21 protein-coding genes and 4 tRNA genes are annotated in these 21,724 nt (G+C 58.6%); 12 read left to right on the top strand and 13 right to left on the bottom strand.

The window, feature by feature from the left end:
• The first annotated feature begins 10 nt into the window (after positions 1–10).
• On the top strand, positions 11–2,995 hold the full coding sequence (locus BMS17_RS16415; protein WP_077431251.1) for a DUF748 domain-containing protein: 2,985 nt from the start codon (positions 11–13) through the stop codon (positions 2,993–2,995).
• A gap of 35 nt (positions 2,996–3,030) precedes the next feature.
• Positions 3,031–3,291, top strand: coding sequence for a DUF2845 domain-containing protein (locus BMS17_RS16410; RefSeq protein WP_046028862.1), 261 nt, complete (start codon positions 3,031–3,033; stop codon positions 3,289–3,291).
• 285 nt (positions 3,292–3,576) lie between these two features.
• Here the strand turns inward: BMS17_RS16410 and BMS17_RS16405 are convergent, their stop codons facing one another.
• Together BMS17_RS16405 and BMS17_RS16400 are read right to left on the bottom strand one after the other, a co-directional pair.
• Positions 3,577–3,930, bottom strand: coding sequence for a BON domain-containing protein (locus BMS17_RS16405; RefSeq protein ID WP_077431250.1), 354 nt, complete (start codon positions 3,928–3,930; stop codon positions 3,577–3,579).
• 308 nt (positions 3,931–4,238) lie between these two features.
• The gene (locus tag BMS17_RS16400; RefSeq protein ID WP_077431249.1) at positions 4,239–4,661 is read right to left on the bottom strand and encodes a pilin; all 423 of its coding nucleotides are present in this window, start codon (positions 4,659–4,661) and stop codon (positions 4,239–4,241) included.
• A 225-nt stretch (positions 4,662–4,886) separates the two neighbouring features.
• Here BMS17_RS16400 and pilB point away from each other — a divergent pair, with 225 nt between their 5' ends.
• The 5 genes from pilB to yacG are packed head-to-tail and all read left to right on the top strand — an operon-like array spanning position 4,887 to position 9,498.
• Complete coding sequence (gene pilB, locus BMS17_RS16395) at positions 4,887–6,587, top strand: type IV-A pilus assembly ATPase PilB (RefSeq protein ID WP_046028511.1); 1,701 nt, start codon at positions 4,887–4,889, stop codon at positions 6,585–6,587.
• A gap of 2 nt (positions 6,588–6,589) precedes the next feature.
• The gene (locus BMS17_RS16390; protein WP_077431248.1) at positions 6,590–7,807 is read left to right on the top strand and encodes a type II secretion system F family protein; all 1,218 of its coding nucleotides are present in this window, start codon (positions 6,590–6,592) and stop codon (positions 7,805–7,807) included.
• 1 nt (position 7,808) lies between these two features.
• Positions 7,809–8,681, top strand: a complete 873-nt coding sequence (locus tag BMS17_RS16385; protein WP_077431247.1) for an A24 family peptidase — start codon at positions 7,809–7,811, stop codon at positions 8,679–8,681.
• Positions 8,678–9,301 carry a dephospho-CoA kinase gene (gene coaE / locus BMS17_RS16380; protein ID WP_046028514.1) on the top strand — a complete coding sequence of 208 codons (624 nt, stop codon included), beginning with the start codon at positions 8,678–8,680 and terminating at the stop codon, positions 9,299–9,301. Before BMS17_RS16385 ends, coaE begins: the two co-directional genes overlap by 4 nt.
• Positions 9,298–9,498, top strand: a complete 201-nt coding sequence (gene yacG, locus BMS17_RS16375) for a DNA gyrase inhibitor YacG (protein WP_046028515.1) — start codon at positions 9,298–9,300, stop codon at positions 9,496–9,498. The genes coaE and yacG overlap by 4 nt, the downstream gene beginning before the upstream one ends.
• 3 nt (positions 9,499–9,501) lie before the next feature.
• Here the strand turns inward: yacG and BMS17_RS16370 are convergent, their stop codons facing one another.
• The 3 genes from BMS17_RS16370 to BMS17_RS16360 all read right to left on the bottom strand — a co-directional run bounded on the left by BMS17_RS16370 (position 9,502) and on the right by BMS17_RS16360 (position 10,940).
• Entirely contained in the window at positions 9,502–9,717 is a 216-nt protein-coding gene (locus tag BMS17_RS16370) for a hypothetical protein (RefSeq protein ID WP_046028516.1), read from the bottom strand.
• 63 nt (positions 9,718–9,780) lie between these two features.
• Positions 9,781–10,470, bottom strand: a complete 690-nt coding sequence (locus BMS17_RS16365) for an energy-coupling factor ABC transporter permease (protein ID WP_077431246.1) — start codon at positions 10,468–10,470, stop codon at positions 9,781–9,783.
• Complete coding sequence (locus tag BMS17_RS16360; protein ID WP_077432188.1) at positions 10,467–10,940, bottom strand: FAD/FMN-containing dehydrogenase; 474 nt, start codon at positions 10,938–10,940, stop codon at positions 10,467–10,469. Before BMS17_RS16360 ends, BMS17_RS16365 begins: the two co-directional genes overlap by 4 nt.
• A gap of 129 nt (positions 10,941–11,069) precedes the next feature.
• On the opposite strand from BMS17_RS16360, the gene BMS17_RS16355 reads away from it, so the two are divergent.
• The 5 genes from BMS17_RS16355 to BMS17_RS16335 all read left to right on the top strand — a co-directional run bounded on the left by BMS17_RS16355 (position 11,070) and on the right by BMS17_RS16335 (position 14,529).
• Positions 11,070–11,696, top strand: coding sequence for a DUF1780 domain-containing protein (locus BMS17_RS16355; protein WP_046028518.1), 627 nt, complete (start codon positions 11,070–11,072; stop codon positions 11,694–11,696).
• Positions 11,693–12,220 (top strand): MOSC domain-containing protein, encoded by a 528-nt coding sequence (locus tag BMS17_RS16350; RefSeq protein ID WP_077431245.1) that lies wholly within the window; start codon positions 11,693–11,695, stop codon positions 12,218–12,220. Before BMS17_RS16355 ends, BMS17_RS16350 begins: the two co-directional genes overlap by 4 nt.
• Positions 12,221–12,270: 50 nt before the next feature.
• Positions 12,271–12,444, top strand: a complete 174-nt coding sequence (locus BMS17_RS16345) for a DUF3094 domain-containing protein (protein WP_032830895.1) — start codon at positions 12,271–12,273, stop codon at positions 12,442–12,444.
• Positions 12,445–12,504: 60 nt separating this feature from the next.
• Positions 12,505–13,803, top strand: a complete 1,299-nt coding sequence (locus tag BMS17_RS16340; RefSeq protein ID WP_046028521.1) for an NAD(P)/FAD-dependent oxidoreductase — start codon at positions 12,505–12,507, stop codon at positions 13,801–13,803.
• Between the two features lie 327 nt (positions 13,804–14,130).
• Complete coding sequence (locus BMS17_RS16335) at positions 14,131–14,529, top strand: hypothetical protein (protein WP_077431244.1); 399 nt, start codon at positions 14,131–14,133, stop codon at positions 14,527–14,529.
• A 59-nt stretch (positions 14,530–14,588) separates the two neighbouring features.
• Here the strand turns inward: BMS17_RS16335 and BMS17_RS16330 are convergent, their stop codons facing one another.
• The 8 genes from BMS17_RS16330 to rluD form a co-directional block, all read right to left on the bottom strand.
• Complete coding sequence (locus BMS17_RS16330; RefSeq protein WP_077431243.1) at positions 14,589–16,214, bottom strand: methyl-accepting chemotaxis protein; 1,626 nt, start codon at positions 16,212–16,214, stop codon at positions 14,589–14,591.
• 172 nt (positions 16,215–16,386) lie between these two features.
• A tRNA-Pro gene (locus tag BMS17_RS16325) sits at positions 16,387–16,463 on the bottom strand.
• 96 nt (positions 16,464–16,559) lie between these two features.
• Positions 16,560–16,635 (bottom strand) — tRNA-Lys (locus tag BMS17_RS16320).
• Positions 16,636–16,640: 5 nt separating this feature from the next.
• Positions 16,641–16,717, bottom strand: a tRNA-Pro gene (locus tag BMS17_RS16315).
• 9 nt (positions 16,718–16,726) lie between these two features.
• Positions 16,727–16,802: transfer RNA gene (locus BMS17_RS16310), tRNA-Asn, on the bottom strand.
• Positions 16,803–17,101: 299 nt separating this feature from the next.
• Positions 17,102–19,666: an ATP-dependent chaperone ClpB gene (clpB, locus tag BMS17_RS16305; protein ID WP_077431242.1), complete on the bottom strand. Its 2,565-nt coding sequence runs from the start codon at positions 19,664–19,666 to the stop codon at positions 17,102–17,104.
• Between the two features lie 296 nt (positions 19,667–19,962).
• Positions 19,963–20,682 (bottom strand): peptidoglycan editing factor PgeF, encoded by a 720-nt coding sequence (pgeF, locus tag BMS17_RS16300; protein ID WP_046028526.1) that lies wholly within the window; start codon positions 20,680–20,682, stop codon positions 19,963–19,965.
• Entirely contained in the window at positions 20,679–21,641 is a 963-nt protein-coding gene (gene rluD, locus BMS17_RS16295) for a 23S rRNA pseudouridine(1911/1915/1917) synthase RluD (RefSeq protein ID WP_046028527.1), read from the bottom strand. The genes pgeF and rluD overlap by 4 nt, the downstream gene beginning before the upstream one ends.
• Between the last annotated feature and the right edge of the window lie 83 nt (positions 21,642–21,724).

The raw sequence follows: 21,724 nt of genomic DNA, 5'->3' as shown, positions 1-21,724 counted from the left end.
CGGCAATCGCATGCCATACTCCAAGGCACTCCGATTCAGACAGATGAAGCCGCACATGCCCAAAGGATTGATTCGCGCTATCGGCGCCTTGTTGACTGCTCTGGCTCTCTACAGCTTGCTGGGGTTTCTGATTTTACCGGGCATCGCCTTGCGGGTTGCCAACCAACAATTGGCCAACTACGCCACGGTGCCCGCCCACCTCCAGCGTATCGAACTCAACCCGTTCAGCCTTGAAGTGACCCTTTGGGGCCTGGTCATCGGCGAGCCGGGCAAGGAACAGATCGGCTTCGAACGCCTGTACGCCAACCTGCAAATCGACAGCCTCTGGACCAAGGCCGTGCATCTGTCCGATATCGAACTGGACAAACTCAAGACTGAAATCCTCTTCGGCAAGGACGGCAAGCTCAATCTGCTTGGGCTGTTCAAACTGCCAGCAAGCGAACCCACCCCCGCCGACCCGGATGCCAAGCCGTTTCCACTGCGCATCGAGCGGATCCAGCTGGCGGGCGGCGCCTTGCACTTTGAAGATGCCCGGCCCAGCGAACCCATCGAGTTTCTCTACGACAAACTCGACTTTGAGCTGAAAAACCTCAGCACCCTGCCCGAAGACAGCGCCGACATGACCTTGGTGGCCATCGGCCCCAACGGCGGACAGATCGACTGGACCGGCAACTTCAGCCTGATCCCGCTCGCCTCCGAAGGTAAGCTGAAAATCACCGATGGCAAGATGAAAGCCTTCTGGCCCTATGTCCGCGACGCAGTCCCCCTGGACCTCGAAAGCGGCATCATGAGCCTCAGCACCGACTACAAGCTCAATCTGTCCAAGGAAACCGAACTGCTGTTGAGCAATGTCGCTGTCAGCGTCGCGCCTTTCGCGATCAAGGCCCCGGACGGGCGGCCGCTGGTGAAGCTCGAACGATTGGACATCAGCGACACCACCGTGGACCTGGCCAAGCAACAAGTGGTGGTCGGCAAAGTCCGCAGCCACAAACTGGAAACCTGGGCCGCCCTCGAAGCCGACGGGCAACTTGACTGGCAAAAACTGCTCGCCAGCCAGCCATCCAAACCCGCTGCCAAAGCCAAGGCCGAACCGGCCAGTACACCCGCGGCTGCCGACTCACCGAAACCGGAACCTGCGCCACCGAGCAAACCGTGGCAAGTGCTGCTCAAAGACGTGCAACTGCGCGATTACCAGGTGCACCTGGCCGACCGCAAGGCGCAACCCGCCGTCGCGCTGGAAGTGGGCCCGTTGAACCTGGACCTGCAGAACTTCGACAGCCTCAATGGCTCGCCTTTCAATCTCAAGCTCGACACCGGCCTGGGCAAGCAGGGCAAGGTGTTGGCAGACGGCGTGGTCAATCTCGCCCCGATCAGCGCCAAACTGAAGGTGCAGACCAAAGACATCGACCTGCGTGTCGCCCAGTCATACATCACCCCGTTCATTCGCCTGGAACTGCGCAGCGGCATGCTCGGCAGTGATCTGGCAGTCGATCTGAAAAGCACCGAGCCTCTGGCGTTCAGCGTCACCGGTCGCGCTCAGGTCGATCAGTTGCACACCCTCGACACCCTGAAAACCCGGGACTTTCTCAAGTGGCAGCAGGTGGTGGTCGAAGGCCTGAACTATCAACACGGTGACAGCCTGTCGATCGACAAGGTCAACCTGTTCCAGCCCTATGTGCGCTTCATGATCAATGAAGATCGCACCACCAACATTGATGACTTGTTGATCCCGCAACCGCCCGACACCGGCGCGAAAACCACCGCGGCCAAACCGGCCGGCAACGGCAAACCACTGGGCATCCACATCGGCGGCATTGCCATCAATGACGGTTCGGCCAACTTCGCCGACTTCAGCCTGACCCCGAACTTCGCCACCGCTGTGCAACAGCTCAACGGGCAGATCGGCACCATCGACAGCCGTCAGCCAAAACCGGCCAGCGTTGATGTGAAAGGCAAGGTAGATCGTTATGCACCCGTGACGATCAAGGGCGCAGTCAATCCATTCGACCCGATGGCCAGCCTCGACATCGCCACCAGTTTCAAACGCGTTGAGCTGACCACGCTCACCCCTTACTCCGGCAAATTTGCCGGGTATCGCATCCGCAAGGGCCGGCTCAATCTCGACGTGCATTACCTGATTACCAAAGGTCAGCTCAAGGCCGAAAACAAAGTGGTGGTCGAGCAATTGCAGCTAGGGGAAAAAGTCGACAGCCCGGATGCCGTGAGCCTGCCGTTGAAGCTGGCGATTGCCTTGCTCAAGGATGTCGACGGCAAGATTTCCATCGAATTGCCCGTCACCGGTGACCTCAATAACCCGCAGTTCAGCGTCATGCCGATTATCTGGCAAACCCTGCGCAACCTGATCGTCAAGGCGGCCGCTGCGCCGTTCAAAATGATTGGCGGGCTGGTCAGTGGCGGCGGTTCCGAAGACTTGGGCAGCGTGTCATTCGCGCCGGGTTCAAGCGACCTGGGCAAGGATGCCGAAGCGGCATTGGTCAAACTGTCCAACGCCCTGAAGGAACGCCCGGCCCTGCGCCTGGAAATCGAAGGCACGGCGGCGGCGAGCAGCGATGGCCCGCTGATCGCCGAGCAACGCCTGGAACGGGAATACCAGTACAACTACTACAAAATGCTCCAGCGTCGTGGCGACAAGGTGCCGGCACAGGCCTCATTGCTGGATGTTCCGGACAACGAGAAAGGCCCGCTGCTGGAAGGCATCTACCGCACCCGCCTGAAGACCCAGCCACCCGCCGAATGGAAGGACCTGGGCAAGGAAGATCGCACCGCGAAAATGCGTGCGGACGTGATCAAGTTCTGGAGTACCAGCGATGTGCTGTTGCGTCAGTTGGGTCAGGACCGCGCCAGCAGCATCAAGGATTATCTGGTCGACAAGGGCCAGTTGGCCGATGACCGCGTGTACTTCATCGACGCCAGCCTTGGCGAAGCAGAAAGTGATGGCCGGGTGGTGACGCCGATGCATCTGGACGCCGAGTGAAGGTCAGGCGATTGCTCTCAGGCCTGGTGCTGGTGATGGGCGCCAGCCAAGCCTCCGCGGCCGACACCTTGCGCTGTGGCAGTCAATTGATCAGCGTCGGCGACAGGTCCAGCGAAGTGCTGCAGAAATGCGGAGAACCGGTCAGCCGCGATTTGCTCGGGTACAAACGCAGTGCCAATCGACGTGAAGAGTTCCAGGTGGAGGAATGGACCTACGGGCCCAACGGCGGGATGTACCAGTTCCTGCGTTTTGAAGGCAATCGCCTGACCCAAATCACCAGCAAACGCGGCAATTAAATCCCCACACCCTCAAGTTGCCACAATCAAAAATGTGGGAGCGAGCTTGCTCGCGATGGCGGTCTAACAGTCAACCTGGATGTTGAATGTTATGCCCTCATCGCGAGCAAGCTCGCTCCCACAGTTGTTTTGTGTTGCCCATATAGAACAGGCCCCCGACACGAATGTCGGAGGCCTGTAATGGCCACATCCTTATGGCCGTTCGCATGAACTCCCAAGAAGCGGCAGGCGTATTGCTCAGCCCGTCTGCCACACCTTCTCCCGGTCCAGGCGAGAAGTCTTGCCTTACTCGGCTTTCAGGCCGTCAGCGGAGACCGCTTTGACGCCTTTGATTTTCTTGGTGATCGCCACAGCGGTGGCTTTCTGAGAATCAGTCACGGCAACCGTGGACGACAGGGACACAACACCTTTGTTGGTTTCGACTTTGATGTCGGTGCCAGGAATACCTTTTTCAGTCAGCAGGTCGCTTTTAACTTTGGTGGTGATCCAGGTATCGGAAGTAGCTTCCTCGACCTTGGCAGCCTCACCAGAAGCCAATGTCAAAGGGGCTTGAGTGGTGGTGGTCTGCGCGAATGCTGCGTTGGCCAGGGTCAGGGTCAGCGCGGTAGCAGTAGCGGCAGCGATAGCGAACTTCTTCATACGAGTAACTCCTGTTTTTCTAGAAAGTCTGCTGGTTGTCTTCTCAGCAGGGTTACTGGGGATATTGCGAACGCTGTGCCAACTTTGAAACAACTAACAAATTCTTATAAATCAATAACTTACAAATTCTATCCATTTTCGAAATCATGCAAAATGCATGACCTGGTAAATCTCTGCATGCAACATGCGGGTTTTCACAAAGTTCCTAACACGCTGAATTTTTTGGCTTTTTTTCTGTGTCTGCAAGACATTCGCAAGCAAACAAAGCCCCGTGTCCTTAGAAGCGGGGCTGTGCCGGATCTCAGCGTTTACGTAGCGGAACCCGTGCAGCCTTTAGGCACGTAGTCTTGTTGAGCAGTGCTGGTACACGACCAGCCATTGGCGGCATCACGGGTCAATGTGATGGTCTTGCTCAACACGGGCCCCGGTGCATTCAAGATCGTGCACGTGATGGTGCCGGCACCCGTGGCAACCGTACCTGTCACTGCGACCGTGCAATTGCTGGTGGTGGCATTGCCCGCCGGCGCCACGTTGGCCACCGTTGGCGCAGTCCCCTGGTTGATCACATCTTCATACGGAACCTTCATGGCGGAAATCTCGGCCAAGCCTGCCGTCACTTTCGCCCGAGCCTGATATTTGGAATACATCGGCAACGCAAACGTCGCCAGAATCCCGATGATCGCCACCACGATCAGCAGTTCGATCAGGGTAAAACCTTTCTGAGTCTTCATAGACACGCTCCATGCATGAGTTGAAATCTCATGATCTGCAAGAGCATCAGCACAGCCCATGCCAAGCGCCAGAGCCCCTGCTGGCGGGGCGCGAAGTCGAGCCGAAGGGCTTTCGAGCCCCCTGCAACCGCACTATCTGACACTTTTTGTCACCTCAACGCCGCTGGTTTGGTTCAGCGCCTTGACTAGGCTATAAGTCTTGAACTGTCTGTGTCCGGTATCCCCATGAACGACATCGCCCTAAGCGGTCTGGCCAAGCAATTGGTCCTGGCCGAGCTGCTCACTGACAAAAGCGCGCAACAGGCGTATCAGCAAGCCCAACGCAACAAGATTTCCCTGGTCAGTTACCTGGTACAGAACAATCTGGCGAAGAGTCGACAAATCGCCGAGATTGCCTCGGAGCATTTCGGCATGGCGCTGCTGGACCTCTATTGCCTGGACAAGGAAACCCAGCCCAAAGGACTGGTCAGCGAAAAGCTGATCCGCCAGCACCATGCGCTGCCTCTCTGGCGACGCGGCAACAAGTTGTTCGTGGGGGTTTCCGACCCGACCAATCATCAGGCGATCAATGACATCCAGTTCAGCACCGGGCTGAACACCGAAGCCATCCTGGTGGAGGACGACAAGCTCAGCGATGCCATCGAGAAATTCTTCGACAGCCATGCCAGTGGCCTGGAAGACATGGCAGATGTCGATCTCGACGGGCTGGACATCGAGTCGGTCGATGACAACAAAAAGGACGCTATTGCCGGACAGGATGCCGACGATGCGCCCGTCGTGCGTTTCGTCCACAAAATGCTGCTCGACGCGATCAAGAGCGGCTCGTCCGACCTGCACTTCGAGCCCTATGAAAAAACATACCGGGTGCGGATGCGCACCGACGGCATGTTGCGCGAAGTGGCCAAGCCGCCCACTCAATTGGCCAACCGCATTGCGGCGCGGCTCAAAGTCATGGCCAGCCTCGACATTTCCGAGCGCCGCAAACCTCAGGACGGGCGGATAAAAATGCGCCTGTCCAAGAGCAAGTCGATTGATTTCCGGGTCAATACCCTGCCGACGCTATGGGGCGAGAAAGTGGTGATCCGGATCCTCGACCCGTCCAGCGCGCAAATGGGCATTGATGCCCTCGGCTACGAGTCCGACCAGAAAGACTTGTACATGGCCGCCCTGAAGCAGCCACAGGGCATGATTCTGGTCACCGGGCCCACCGGCTCGGGCAAGACCGTGTCGCTCTACACCGGCTTGAATATCCTCAACACCGTGGACATCAATATTTCCACCGCCGAAGACCCGGTGGAGATCAACATGGAAGGCATCAACCAGGTCAACGTCAATCCCAAGCAGGGGCTGGATTTCGCCCAGGCGCTGCGTTCGTTCCTGCGCCAGGACCCGGACGTGATCATGGTGGGCGAAATCCGCGATCTGGAAACCGCCGAAATCGCCATCAAAGCCGCGCAGACCGGGCATCTGGTGCTGTCCACCCTGCACACCAACAGCGCCGCCGAAACCTTGACCCGTCTGCATAACATGGGCATTCAGGGCTTCAACATCGCCACCTCGGTCACCCTGATCATCGCCCAGCGTCTGGCGCGCAAATTGTGCAACCACTGCAAGCAATCCATCGACGTCCCTCGTGAAACGCTGCTCAAGGAAGGTTTCCCCGAGGAACGCATCGGCTCATTCGCGATCTATGAGCCGGTCGGTTGCGATCAGTGCAACAACGGCTACAAAGGGCGCGTCGGGATTTATGAAGTGGTGAAGAACACCAAGGACCTGCAACGGCTGATCATGGCCGAGGGCAACTCACTGCAAATCGACAGCCAGATGCGCAAGGACGGTTTCAACGACTTGCGCACCTCGGGCCTGCTCAAGGCCATGCAAGGCGTCACCAGCCTTGAAGAAATCAACCGGGTCACCAAGGACTGAACATGGCGGTCAAAGCAGCAAAAATCAGCGTCTATGCCTGGGAAGGCACAGACCGCAAAGGCACCCGAATGACAGGCGAGTTGAGCGGCCAGAACCCGGCGTTGATCAAGGCCCAACTGCGCAAGCAAGGCATCAATCCCGGCAAGGTACGCAAGAAATCCGCCTCGATTTTCAGCGTCGGCAAACGCATCAAGCCCCAGGACATTGCCCTGTTCACCCGGCAGATGGCGACCATGATGAAAGCGGGCGTGCCGCTGCTGCAGTCATTCGACATTATCGGCGAAGGCTTCGATAACCCGGCCATGCGCAAACTGGTGGACGAGGTGAAACAGGAAGTCGCGGCCGGTAACAGCTTCGCCGCGTCCCTGCGCAAGAAGCCGCAGTATTTCGATGAGCTCTACTGCAACCTGGTGGACGCCGGCGAGCAGGCTGGCGCTCTCGATACCCTGTTGGAACGGGTGGCCACCTACAAGGAAAAGAGCGAAAGCCTCAAGGCCAAGATCAAGAAAGCCATGACCTACCCGCTCGCGGTGGTGTTTGTCGCGATCATTGTCACGGGGATTCTGCTGGTCAAGGTGGTGCCCCAGTTCGAGTCGGTGTTCAAAGGGTTTGGCGCTGAACTGCCGGCGTTCACCGTGATGGTCATCGGCCTTTCGGCGTTCATGCAGCAGTGGTGGTGGGCGCTGCTCGGCGGGTTGATCGCGGGCATTTTCGGTGTGCGCCACGCTTTCAGGAAGTCCCCCGGGTTTCGCGACTGGACGGACACCTGGCTGTTGAAGCTGCCGCTGATTGGCACGCTGATGTACAAATCTGCCGTGGCCCGTTACGCCCGTACGCTGTCGACCACCTTTGCCGCAGGTGTCCCGCTGGTCGAAGCGCTGGAGTCCGTGGCCGGCGCCACTGGCAACATTGTGTTCAAGCGTGCGGTGCTGCGGATCAGGCAGGACGTGTCGACCGGCATGCAGTTGAACTTCTCCATGCGCACCTCGGGCATCTTCCCCAACATGGCGATTCAGATGACAGCGATTGGCGAAGAGTCCGGCGCACTGGATGACATGCTCGACAAAGTCGCGAGTTTCTATGAGGACGAAGTGGACAACATGGTCGATAACCTCACCAGCCTGATGGAGCCGTTCATCATGGTCGTGCTCGGTGTTATCGTCGGAGGCCTGGTGGTTGCAATGTACCTGCCCATCTTCCAACTCGGCTCAGCGATCTGACATGCCCTTGAATGAAATCCTGACTGTTTATCCGCTGGCGTTCGTGGCCATTGCACTGGTTGTAGGTCTGCTGGTGGGCAGTTTCCTCAATGTGGTGGTCTGGCGCCTGCCGAAAATGCTCAACCGCGAATGGCGGTTGCAGGCCCATGACGTGCTCGGTGTCCCCGCCGAAGCACCAGGCCCACCCTACAATTTGATGCTGCCCCATTCCCATTGCCCGCATTGCGACCATCGAATTCGCCCATGGGAAAACGTTCCGGTGCTCAGTTACCTGTTTTTAAGGGGGCGGTGTTCAAACTGCAGCGCACCGATCAGCAAGCGCTACCCGCTGACTGAACTGGCCTGCGGCCTGCTCTCGGCGTTTATCGCCTGGCATTTCGGTTTCGGTTGGCAGGCCGGCACGGTGCTGGTCCTGAGTTGGGGATTGCTGGCGATGAGCCTGATCGACGCCGAGCACCAATTGCTGCCGGACGTGTTGGTGCTGCCGCTGTTGTGGTTGGGGTTGATCGTCAACAGCTTCGGGGTTTTCGTGCCATTGCATGAAGCCCTGTGGGGAGCAGTGGCCGGGTACATGGTGTTGTGGACGGTGTACTGGCTGTTCAAGCTGCTCACCGGCAAAGACGGGATTGGCCACGGTGATTTCAAGTTGCTGGCCATGCTGGGGGCCTGGGGCGGCTGGCAGATTTTGCCTCTGACGATTCTGCTGTCATCGCTCGTGGGGGCATTCGTCGGCGTGATTTTGCTGCGTTTGCGCAATGCGAATACATCGACACCGATCCCCTTCGGCCCCTATCTGGCGATTGCCGGCTGGATTGCCTTGCTCTGGGGTGGTCAAATAACCGACTTCTATTGGCAGTTTGTCGGTTTGAAATGAATACCCCTGTGGAAAAACCCTGGATTCTTGGCCTGACCGGCGGCATCGGCAGCGGCAAAAGCGCCGCTGCCCAGCACTTCATCGACCTGGGCATCCATGTCGTGGACGCCGATCACGCGGCGCGCTGGGTGGTGGAACCGGGTCGCCCGGCGCTGGCCGCCATCGCCGAACACTTCGGCCCCGGCGTGCTGCAAGCCGACGGGCAACTGGATCGCGCGGCTCTGCGCAGCTTGATTTTTGAAGTGCCGGAGGAACGCCGGTGGCTCGAAGGCTTGTTGCATCCGTTGATCGGTGAAGAAATTGCTCACAATCTAGCCAAGGCACAATCGCCTTACGCGATTCTGGTTTCACCGCTGCTGATCGAATCCGGGCAGTACGCCATGACCCAACGTGTCCTGGTGATCGATGCCCCTGAAAAACTACAGATCGAACGCACCTTGCAGCGTGACCAGACCAGCGAGCAACAGGTCCAGGCGATCCTCAAGGCCCAGTCCAGCCGCCAGGACCGCGTGAGCCATGCCGACGACGTCGTGGTCAACGACCGTGACCTCGCCTGGCTGCACAGCGAGGTCGAACGCCTGCATCACTTTTACCTTACTTTGCGTGGAGGCCAGTCATGAGCCAGACCCCAACCGTCCAATGCCCAACCTGTGGCGCTCCTGTTGAATGGAGTGCCGAGAGCACCTTCCGGCCGTTCTGCTCGGATCGCTGCAAACTGATCGACCTCGGGGCGTGGGCATCGGAAGAACACAAGATTCCCGTCAGCCCGGACGCCGAAGACGAAATGTTCAGCGAAGATTTCGAACCGCGCCACTGATGTTCAAGGCCGCGTAAAACCGTAGTCCTGGCCGTCATCGAGGTTTTCCGCGAGAAAACGCAACTCGTCGGCCAGGTCTTCGGCACTGCGCACCGCTTTACTCTGCTGCACCACGGCACTGAGCAGGGCGCGCAAGCTCAAGCCCGGATCAAATCCCACCTCCTGCGCCCCATCCAGACTCTGACGCAACTCCTGCCGTGCCCATTCGTAAACACTCATGCCCATGCTCCTGAAGGTTTTGCCGAGCATGAGTTCACCCGCGTCAGAAAGATTTGATGCGGATCAAGACTTCGGATCGTCGTCATTCCAGGGTGCTGAAAGATAGCGTGTGCGGTTGAACGTCTCCAGCCACTCGGGGCAAAACACCACCAGTGCGCTGACCAGCATGCCGTTGATGAACGCTTCCGGAAAAATCAGCAGCCACAGATAGCCGACAAAATCTTCCAGCCAATACGGCATGGCAAAGCGTTCGTCGTACCACAACACAAACAGCGCCAGCAGCAGGCACAACAATGCCGACAGCGCGGCGGCAAAAAAACCGGAACAGAAGATATACACAAAGGGATTACGCGGTTGTGCACGCTCCACCAGGATGGCGATGCACTCGGTAACCCACACGGGCAGCAAAATCAGCAACGCCCCGTTTACGCCGATAGCGACCAGGTCCTGACGCCCGAGCAACACCAGCCCGAACTGCGCAATCAAGCCGCCGACGATTGCCAACGGCCAATCCAGCAACAAGGTCACGGCCGTCATGCCGATGAAGTGATAAGACACGCCGGTGTCGAAATCCCGTCGCACCAGCCACAGCATAAACAGCGCGAACACCGTGCCAAACAGCAAATGCTGGCGGCGACTGTCGGTGAACAGCTCAACCCAGGGCGCACGCCAGATGGCCCAGAGCACGATGGGCACAAAGATCAGCCAGCCGACTGTCAGCGTTTCGGGTGACAGCAGCTCGGCGCCGATCATGGCCGGGCCTTCTCTAGCGCCTCATGCAGTTGCGCGGCCGTGGCATATTCGTGTTGTGCCAACAATTGGCCGTCCTTGAGTTGCAACCACAGTACTTTGTCCTCAGCCCCAGGGTAGCGCGGCGCCACACGCCCCTCACGGTCCAGCATTACCCGGTAGGAGTAATCACGCATGGCCGGAATGGCAACCATCTTCGCGATCAACCGTGGCATGCGCTGAATGTCCGCTAAAAATACGACGTGCCGCGCCTCCAGATAGCCTTTTGGCTGGCCTTGCAGCGCAGCCTCTACCAGTTTGGCGGCATCCATACTTCGCGCCACCAGCAGCGTCTGAGTCTTGGTCTGATTATCCAGTGTAAACGCCTGGTCGTACTGATCGAGCAAGGTCCAGGGCGCCAGCCGCTCGCCCACTTCCAGCGCCTGGGCCCACAAGGGCAGAAATCCGAGCAGCAACACCGGCCAATATTTCACATTCATCCCCTTGTCCTATCGCTTCTGCATGATGGCCATCAGTCTACACCGCTCTTTCAGACTGCCCAGTGACGTCCATTGCCGGTAAACGCTTTCTGCTTGTCGCATTTGAACGCTAAGCTTGGGCCTATGGATGACTCAGATTATTTACGCCTGCTGACCATCGCGGCCGAGCAAGCCAACGCGTTCCTCTCCAATGCCCGCAAATGGGAGCGGGAGCGTTGGGTATGCCAGCGCCTGCTGCAAGGCTTGAACATTCCCTACCGCGCCGACGAATTCGCCCCGGCCGGCGAGCCGCCGGACGTGCTGTTTCGCGAGGCGAATTTCGAAGTGTTCTTCGTGCTCGATGAGGGCCGGCGCCTGAACGACGAATGGCGCGACGAGTTGCAACGTCGCCGCAGCGCGTTTTCGTTGAGTCAGTTAGTACGACGTGAAGCCAAACCCAAACGCATCCCCGCCAATGAATTTTTGCTGAGACTGGCGCCGACCTTGCGCAAAAAAGCGCACAACTACAAAGAACGTGGCATGGACCTGGGGGAGCTCGACATCATCGCCTTCGCCAGCCTCAAGCGCGAAGTGCTGGACCTCAATAGCCACTTTCCACCCCCGACCGAATATTTGCGCCAAGGCTGGCGCTCGTTATCGCTGGTCGGCCCGACATTCGCCCGGGTGCTGTTCGCGCACCCCGAAGCCCCGGATTTCCTGCGCAACAACCTGGGTCGCAGCATCGTCTTCGATGTCGGCATCAGCCTGTGAGCCCACTGCAGGAATTGATCGCGCAGGTCCCGCAAACCGGCCGCGTACGCTGGATCGGCGTGCGCCCGCAATCACGCTCGCCGATGATCGCACTCGATGCTGTGGAGGCGCGGTTTGAAGCCGGTTTGACCGGCGATCACGCCCGGCCCGGAGCGCGCAATGCGCGGCAGGTGACGTTGATTCAATGGGAACACCTGGCCGCCATCAGTTCGCTGATGGGCCGGCCCGACGATCAACCGGTATTGCCGCAGGACCTACGGCGCAACCTGGTGGTCAGCGGCATCAATCTGTTCAGCCTCAAGGGCCGACGCTTCAAAATCGGCCAGGCCATTTTTGAAACCACTGGTTGGTGCCAGCCCTGCGCGCGCCTTGAACACAACCTCGGCCCCGGGACCTTTCAGGCCGTGCGCGGCCATGGCGGAATCACCGTCCGAGTGTTACAAAGTGGCATCATTCGACTGGACAACACGGTGAGCGTCGAGCCCATCCCGGACAGCGGCTATGCTCCGTTCAACGTTCGTTAACTCAGCCTGTAGCTTCTACACATTCAGCAACGTCTACTGACGAGGCCTATATGACCAGCCGCTTGAACCCAGACGACCAGAAGCATGTCGAAGAGTACCTGCACCTGTCCCAGCACCGAGTCGAGCGCCGGCCTTTCCGGCCGTGGATGCTCCTGGTGGTGGTGTTGGCAGTGACCATTGGTCTGGGCCTTTTGAGCCGACTTATCAGTTACCTGACGCTATGAGCCGCATCGCGCTCGCTCGGGTAATTGCACCGATTTCTTTTAGCCTTGCGAGTTATCCCCATGTCCCATCGTATTGTTATTGTCGGCGGCGGCGCCGGCGGTCTGGAGTTGGCTACCCGTCTGGGTAAGACTCTGGGCAAGCGTGGCACGGCCAGTGTGATGCTGGTCGACGCGAACCTGACCCACATCTGGAAGCCGTTACTGCATGAAGTGGCGGCCGGGTCGCTGAACTCTTCCGAAGACGAACTCAATTATGTTGCCCAGGCAAAATGGAACCACTTCGAGTTCCAGCTGGGGCGCATGAGCGGGCTTGACCGCACGCAGAAGAAAATCCAGCTGGCCGCCACCTATGACGAGGCCGGCCTGGAATTGGTCCCGGCCCGCGAAGTGCCCTACGACTCGCTGGTGATCTCCGTCGGCAGCACCACCAACGATTTCGGCACTCAGGGCGCGGCGCAGCACTGCCTGTTCCTCGATACCCGAAAACAGGCCGAACGTTTCCACCAGCAACTGCTTAACCACTATCTGCGTGCCCATGCCGGGCAAACCGACAAGGTCGAACAGATCAGCGTGGCCATCGTCGGCGCCGGTGCCACTGGCGTGGAACTGGCCGCCGAGCTGCACAACGCCGCTCACGAGCTGGCCGCTTATGGCCTGGACCGGATCAAACCGGAAAACATGCACATCACCCTGATCGAAGCCGGCCCACGGGTGTTGCCCGCCCTGCCAGAACGTATCGGTGGGCCTGTGCATAAAACCCTGGAGAAACTAGGGGTCAATGTGATGACCAATGCGGCGGTCAGTGAAGTGACGGCCGACAGCCTGATCACCGCCGATGGCAAAGTGATCAATGCCAGCCTGAAAGTCTGGGCGGCGGGCATTCGCGCACCGGGTTTCCTCAAGGACATCGACGGCCTGGAAACCAACCGCATCAATCAACTGCAGGTACTGCCGACCCTGCAAACCACGCGCGACGAGAACATCTTCGCCTTCGGTGACTGCGCGGCCTGCCCGCAACCGGGCACTGACCGTAATGTGCCGCCGCGTGCACAGGCAGCGCACCAGCAAGCTTCGTTGCTGGCCAAATCGCTGAAGCTGCGTATCGAAGGCAAGGCATTGCCGACGTACAAGTACACCGATTACGGCTCATTGATCTCGCTGTCGCGTTTTTCGGCTGTGGGTAACTTGATGGGTAACCTGACCGGCAGCGTGATGCTGGAAGGCTGGCTGGCGCGGATGTTTTACGTGTCGCTGTACCGCATGCACCAGATGGCGCTGTATGGCGCGTTCCGCACGGCGATGCTGATGCTGGGCAGCAAGATTGGTCGCGGGACTGAGCCTCGGCTCAAGCTGCACTAAAGTTTCCGGCGTCAGCCAGGGCCTCATCGCGGGCAAGCCACGCTCCCACAATTGATCTGTGCACGACGCAGATCCAATGTAGGAGCGTGGCTTGCCTGCGATGCAGGCGCCTCGGTCTAACCGGCGAACACTTCTGTGTCTCACTGTATCTGCCCCCGCGATTTACCCCTTCGCTTACAAACTCCCCCCTTGCGCGACACAGTAGCGATACACCCATCCCGCTAAATGGCCACACCCGAGCAAGGCACCCCGCCTGCACTGGTTATCGCCGCACTCACGTGGCGTCCTTTATCGAACGGTTGTGTCGCGCAACCCAGGAGATTTGAAATGTCCCGTACCACCAAAAACACTATCGGTTTGCTTGGCGCTGTCTTGGCCGGTGGCATGATGTTGACCGGCACCGTATTCGCTTCGCAGCCGCTGACTCAAGGCTATCTGCTGGCTTCGGCCGAACAGGTGGTGAAAACCCCTGAGGGCAAATGTGGCGAAGGCAAGTGTGGCGATGCGTCGATGGCCAAGACCGACACCGATGGCGACGGCAAGGTATCCCGCGCGGAATTCCAGAAAGTTGCGCCGAAGTCCAACTTCGACAAGATCGACACCAACCACGATGGCTTCATCGACGAGAAAGAGGCTTACGACAACGTGAAAGCCAACTTCGAAGCGAACGGCAAGAAAATGCCAAAAGGCTTGTTCGAGCACCTGAAAGACCAAGACGGCGCCTAAGCCTTCGAGTACCCAGCCCCGCTCTCCAACGAGAAGCGGGGCTTTTTTGTCTGGCGGATTTACACCTGGAAGCGCTGTACCAAGCCCTGCAGAGCGTTGGCCAATTTTGACAACTCATGACTGGAGGCGCTGGTCTGATCGGCGCCGGTGGAGGAACGCACCGACAGATCACGAATGTTCACCAGGTTGCGGTCCACCTCGCGGGCCACTTGCGCTTGTTCTTCGGCGGCGCTGGCGATCACCAGATTACGTTCGTGAATTTCATGGACCGAGGCAGTGATGGTCTGCAGCGCGTCACCTGCCCGCTCCGCCAGGACCCGCGTGCTGGCAGCACGGGAAGCACTGGCGTTCATCGAGTCCAGCGCCAGGCTCGAACCATTGCGCATGCCTTGGACCATTTGCTCGATTTCCTGGGTCGATTGCTGCGTGCGATGCGCCAGCGCACGCACTTCATCGGCCACGACCGCAAAACCGCGTCCGCTTTCACCCGCGCGCGCCGCCTCAATCGCCGCGTTGAGCGCCAACAGGTTGGTTTGCTCGGCGATAGCCCGAATCACATCCAGCACTTTGCCGATGTCCTGAGACTGGTTGGCCAAGGACTGCACCAACTCACCGGTATGCTGCACGTCATTGGCCAAGGCGCTGATGGCACTCGCGGTTTCGCTGACCCGCTCCTGCCCCAGATGCGCCGATTCGCTGGACTGACGGGCGGCATCGGAGGTCGACACCGCGTTGCGCGCAACTTCTTCCACGGCGATGGTCATTTGATTGACCGCTGTGGCGGCCTGCTCAATCTCGTTGTTCTGTTGTTGCAGACCTTGAGTGCTATCAAGCGTGACGGCGTTCAACTCATCCGCCGCGGTGGCCAGTTGCGTGGCCGAACCGCTGATGGCTTGCAGGGTTTCGCGCAAATTGCGCTGCATCGTCGCCAGGGCTTTGAGCAAGCGGCTGACTTCGTCATTGCCATGGGTTTCGATAGGCCGGGTCAAATCGCCTCGCGCCACACTTTCCGCTGCGGTCAGGGCTTCGTTCAATGGACGGACGATGCTGCGGGTCAGCAACATTGCCAGGCCGACGGTGGCCAGCGCCGCCAATGCGATGAACAGGCTGACGATCGTTCGCGACGTGTCGTAATGCGCTGCGGACTTCTCACTCTCAGTTGCAACTTGTTTGGCGAACAGGTCGGCCAAGTCATTAAGCTGCTTGCCGGAGCCGTCGACCACGGTTTTCATGTCGATCAGCAACAGTTTGGTCAGTTCGTCATGGCGACCTTGCTCGGCAAGGGTGAAAGACTGGGCAATGCCTGTGCGATAGGCCGCGAAAGTGGTTTTGAACTGGTCATACAAGACCTGGCCTTCGGGGGTGTCGACCAACTTGTCGTAAGTCGCGATTTTCTCGCTCAGTTCTTTGTTTCGGGTGTCCATTTGTCCGCGGTAGACCGGAATGTTTTTCGGGTCTTGGTCCAGGGCCATGCGCAATGAAATGGTACGAATGCGCAGCATCAACTCGCGGATCTCGTCCCCACCGCGAATACTCGGCAGCCATTGCTTCTCCACTGCCACCTCACTGTCGCGAATGCTCGACATCTGCCCCAGCGCAAATACGCCGAGCAAAGCGACCAACACAGCGATCAGGGCAAACCCCAACGCTGCTCGAGGAGCAATATTCAACTGACGAAGCAACATAACGAACGCCCTTTTTCTTGTAATGACTTGGATAAGGGGCAGTTACGGCAGGACCCCGTCGCTTGGCTATCGGCAAGTTGTACGATGACTTGAAGGGAATTGCCTTTTCGGCAGACAAAAAAACGGCAGACAAAAAAAATCCCCGTATCTTTCGATACGAGGATTTTTAATATGGTCGGGGTAAGGGGATTCGAACTCCTGACATCCTGCTCCCAAAGCAGGCGCGCTACCGGACTGCGCTATACCCCGGTAAAAAAAAGGCGACCTTTGCAAGTCGCCTTCTTCGATCAGCGCTTTTGGCCTCTGATCTTAAGATTCGATTCCAGCGTTAACTGGTTTCAAAAATGGTGGGTCGTGTGGGATTCGAACCTACGACCAATTGGTTAAAAGCCAACTGCTCTACCAACTGAGCTAACGACCCAAAAATGGTCGGGGTAAGGGGATTCGAACTCCTGACATCCTGCTCCCAAAGCAGGCGCGCTACCGGACTGCGCTATACCCCGGTTTGAAATTGGCTCCGTGACCAGGACTCGAACCTGGGACCCAATGATTAACAGTCATTTGCTCTACCGACTGAGCTATCACGGAACTACATATTTCAATTTACAACGGTGAAGCTTTTTGCGTTCTCTTCGACCCGTTCGCATCGCTGCGTTCGTGTGTCTGAGGCGCGCTATTCTACAATCTTAAGCACCTCTGTCAACCCCCTAAATTGCTTTCAAGTTAATGATTTGCAACTTATTTCAGATTTCCGCTTGGGGAGCAGAAACCCTTCCGGGTGACTTACTGCGGGGCGCACTTTACAAGCCTTTTCCTTAGAGTTCAACAGCCTGGCGAAAAAAAGGCCTCGCAATGCGAGGCCTCGTCAGTTTTGTTGCCAGGATGGATCAGACGAATACGATTTCGTCGTTTTCCACCACACCCTTGGCGGTATCGCCGGGCATGAAGCGACCCGACAGAATCAGCTGAGCCAGCGGGTTCTCGATCCAGCGCTGAATCGCTCGTTTGAGCGGACGTGCGCCGTACACCGGGTCGTAACCCACCGCGATCAGCTTATCCATGGCCTCAGGGCTCAGATCAAGCTTGAGCTCGCGCTCGGTCAGGCGACTGCGCAGGCGACCCAACTGGATCTCGGTAATGCCCGCGATCTGATCCCGCGCCAGCGGCTCGAAGATCACCACTTCGTCGACCCGGTTAATGAACTCCGGCCGGAAGTGGCTGGAAATCGCATCCATCACCGCCGCACGCTGCGCCTCACGATCACCGACCAGTTCCTGGATCTGCACCGAGCCCAGGTTGGAGGTCATGACGATCACGGTATTCTTGAAGTCCACCGTGCGGCCATGGCTGTCGGTCAAGCGACCATCTTCCAGCACTTGCAGCAAGATGTTGAACACATCCGGGTGGGCCTTCTCAACCTCATCCAGGAGGATCACCGAGTAAGGCTTGCGACGCACCGCCTCGGTCAGGTAACCGCCCTCCTCGTAGCCTACGTATCCTGGTGGCGCACCGATCAGTCGGGCCACGGAATGTTTCTCCATGAACTCGGACATGTCGATTCGCACCATGGCCTCTTCCGTATCAAAGAGGAACTCGGCCAACGCCTTGCACAGCTCGGTTTTACCGACACCGGTCGGGCCGAGGAACATGAACGAACCGCTCGGGCGATTCGGGTCGGACAACCCGGCCCGGGAACGCCGCACGGCGTTGGAGACCGCGACCACGGCTTCGTCCTGACCGATCACACGCTGGTGCAACAGGCTTTCCATCTTCATCAGCTTGTCGCGCTCGCCTTCGAGCATTTTCGACACCGGAATGCCGGTCCACTTCGACACGACTTCAGCGATCTCTTCTTCGGTCACCTTGCTGCGCAGCAACTGGTTCTCGCTTTTACCGTGCTGATCGACCATTTGCAGGCTGCGCTCCAGGTCCGGGATCACCCCGTACTGCAGCTCGGCCATGCGGTTCAGGTCACCTTTACGGCGCGCGGCTTCCAGTTCCTGACGGGACTGTTCGATTTTCTGCTGGATCTGCGCAGAGCCCTGGACTTCGGCTTTTTCCGAGTTCCAGATTTCTTCGAGGTCCGAGTATTCACGCTCATGACGCGCGATTTCTTCCTGGAGTTTTTCCAGGCGTTTCATCGCCGCTTCATCGCTTTCTTTTTTCAGCGCCTGGGATTCCACCTTCAACTGAATCAGGCGACGCTCCAGACGATCCAGTACTTCCGGCTTGGAGTCGATCTCCATACGAATACGGCTGGCCGCTTCGTCGATCAGGTCGATGGCCTTGTCCGGCAACTGGCGGTCGGTGATGTAGCGATGACTGAGCTTGGCCGCAGCGATGATCGCGCCGTCGGTAATCGCCACTTTGTGGTGAACCTCGTAACGCTCTTTCAGGCCACGCAGAATGGCGATGGTGTCTTCCTCGCTCGGTTCATCCACCAGTACTTTCTGGAAGCGCCGCTCAAGGGCTGCGTCCTTCTCAATATATTGGCGGTACTCATTGAGCGTGGTCGCACCGACGCAATGCAGTTCACCGCGAGCCAGCGCAGGCTTGAGCATATTGCCCGCATCCATCGAGCCTTCGCCTTTACCGGCGCCGACCATGGTGTGCAGTTCGTCGATGAACAGAATGATCTGCCCTTCCTGCTTCGACAGCTCGTTGAGCAGCGATTTCAGGCGCTCTTCAAACTCACCGCGATACTTGGCACCGGCAATCAGCGCCCCCATGTCGAGGGACAGCAGGCGCTTGCCCTTCAGGCCATCCGGCACTTCACCATTAATGATGCGCTGGGCCAGACCTTCGGCAATGGCGGTTTTACCCACGCCAGGTTCACCGATCAGTACCGGGTTGTTCTTGGTGCGACGTTGCAGGACCTGAATGGTCCGGCGAATTTCGTCGTCTCGGCCGATCACTGGGTCGAGCTTGCCTTCTTCGGCGCGCTTGGTCAGGTCGACGGTGTACTTATCCAGCGCCTGGCGCGATTCCTCGTGGTTGGCATCGTTGACCGCTTCGCCACCACGCAGGTTGTTGATCGCGTTTTCCAGGGCTTTCTTGCTCACGCCCTGACCCAGCAGCAATTTGCCGAGCTTGCTGTTCTCGTCCATGGCGGCCAGCAGCACCAGTTCGCTGGAGATGAACTGATCGCCCTTCTGTTGGGCCAGGCGATCAGCCTGATTGAGCAGGCGCGCCAAGTCCTGCGACATGTTCACGTCGCCGGTCGGGTTCTGGATTTTCGGCAGTTGATCGAGCTCTTTGGTCAGCTCTTTGCGCAAACTGTTGACGTCGAAACCGACCTGCATCAGCAGGGGTTTGATCGAACCACCCTGCTGTTCAAGCATGGCTTGCATCAAGTGCGCCGGTTCAATGCCGGAATGGTCAAGGCCGACGGCCAGAGATTGGGCGTCGGATAGTGCTAACTGCAATTTGCTGGTTAAACGATCTATACGCATGGGTCACCTTCCTTTTGAGCAGGCCGGACCTATAAAACATCCTGAATGAAGAAACCTGCCAGATACCGTTATAGATGCGGTCGATTCTGGGAGTTTCAAGCGTCGTGACGTTGATGCAGATCAGAGAAGTCTAGCGTTCGTGCCCGGTCTCACGAATACGTTCCTCTTTTGACGAGTGGCGGTTGTCGTCAGGCAAGGCGCCGCAACGAGTCATCGCCCGCTATGGCGAGAAGCGGCAACGCAGCATGACGGCAACAGACGCCGTCAAAAAGGAACAGTATTCGTGAGACCGGGCACTACAGCCAGATAAGGGAGGCGAATCGGCCGGTGCGGGGACTGCGACGGTAAGAAAAGAAGCGTGGATCGGTCACCGTGCAGAAACCGCCACCATAAACAGCCGTGACACCGCGAGTAGCCAGACGCAAACGCGCCAGCTCATAGATGTCAGCCATAAATTTGCCAGCATTGGCACTCGGCACAAAGGCTTTGGCGGCTTCCGGCAATTGCTCAACGAAGGTTTCGCGCACTTCCGGGCCGACTTCAAAGGCTTGCGGGCCGATGGCCGGGCCAAGCCAGACCAGTACGTCGGCGGGCGGCACGTCCAGGCTGTCGAGCGTCGCTTCGAGCACACCCGCCGCCAATCCACGCCAACCGGCATGGGCCGCCGCCACGCGAGTGCCGGCGCGGTCGCAAAACAGCGCAGGTAAACAGTCGGCGGTCATCGCCGTGCAGGCGATGCCGGGTGTTGCCGTCCAGCTGGCGTCAGCCGTGGCGACCTGGCTTGGGTCTGCATGAGCCACGACGATGCCGTGAACCTGCTGCAACCAGGCCGGTTGAATAGAAAAGTGATCGGTCAGGCGACGGCGATTTTCGGCAACAGCTTCAGGGCTGTCATCGACGTGATCGCCGAGATTGAGGCTGTCGAACGGCGCCAGACTGACGCCGCCCGCACGGGTGGTCACACAGGCTTTCACCCCGGCAGGCGCAGGCCAGTCGGGAATCAGCCAGTCACTCATCCGATGAACGCCTCACGGTCTTGCTTGAGCAGGGTCAGCAACCAGACGAAATCGTCCGGCAGTGGCGATTCCCAGCTCATGCGCACGCCAGTAGTCGGGTGATCCAGCTCCAGGAACCGTGCATGCAGGGCCTGGCGCGGGAACGCCTTCAACGATTCGACCATGGTCGGGTTAGCTGCCGGCGGGATGCGGAAGCGACCGCCGTAGGCAGGGTCTCCGACCAACGGGAAGTTGATGTGAGCCATGTGCACACGAATCTGGTGGGTACGACCGGTTTCCAGCTTCACCCGAACGTGGGTGTGGGAGCGGAAACGCTCGAGCACGCGGTAATGGCTGACGGCTTGCTTGCCCCCTTCCATCACGGCCATGCGCTGGCGTTGCTGACCGTGACGACCGATGGGCGCGTTGATCTTGCCACCCGCCGTCACCACACCGATCACGATGCATTCGTAGATCCGGCTTACGCTGCGGCTCTGCAATTGCGTGACAAGCTGTGTCTGCGCTTGAATGGTCTTGGCCACCACCATCAGACCGGTGGTGTCCTTGTCCAGGCGATGCACGATACCGGCGCGGGGCACATTGATAATGTCCGGCACGTGGTGCAGCAAGGCGTTGAGCAAGGTGCCATCAGCGTGACCGGCAGCCGGATGCACCACCAGGCCCGCAGGCTTGTTGATCACCAGGATGTCGTCATCTTCATAGACGATGTCCAGCTCGATGTCTTGAGCGATCCATTCGCCCTGAGCTTCCTGCTCGGCAGTCAGTTCAAGAATGGCGCCACCGTGAACGATGTCTCGCGGGCGGATAACCGCCCCATCCACAGTCAGGCGGCCGTCTTTGATCCAGGCGGAAAGGCGCGAGCGCGAGTGCTCAGCGAATAATTGTGCGGCGACTTGATCGAGGCGTTGGCCGCCCAATTCGGACGGCACCTCTGCGCGAAGTTCAATTTTATCGGACATGCTCAGACTAGGCGTCGGCACAGCCTTTGGTTTCGGCTGCGCGCTTGTGGTTAAATACGGCGTCTTTTGCCCCGAGGCTATTC

The sequence above is a fragment of the Pseudomonas sp. C9 genome (genome assembly GCF_002000165.1).
GTDB lineage: Bacteria > Pseudomonadota > Gammaproteobacteria > Pseudomonadales > Pseudomonadaceae > Aquipseudomonas.
Note: the sequence above shows the minus strand (reverse complement) of the source record. Positions and strands in the feature narration are given on the sequence as shown.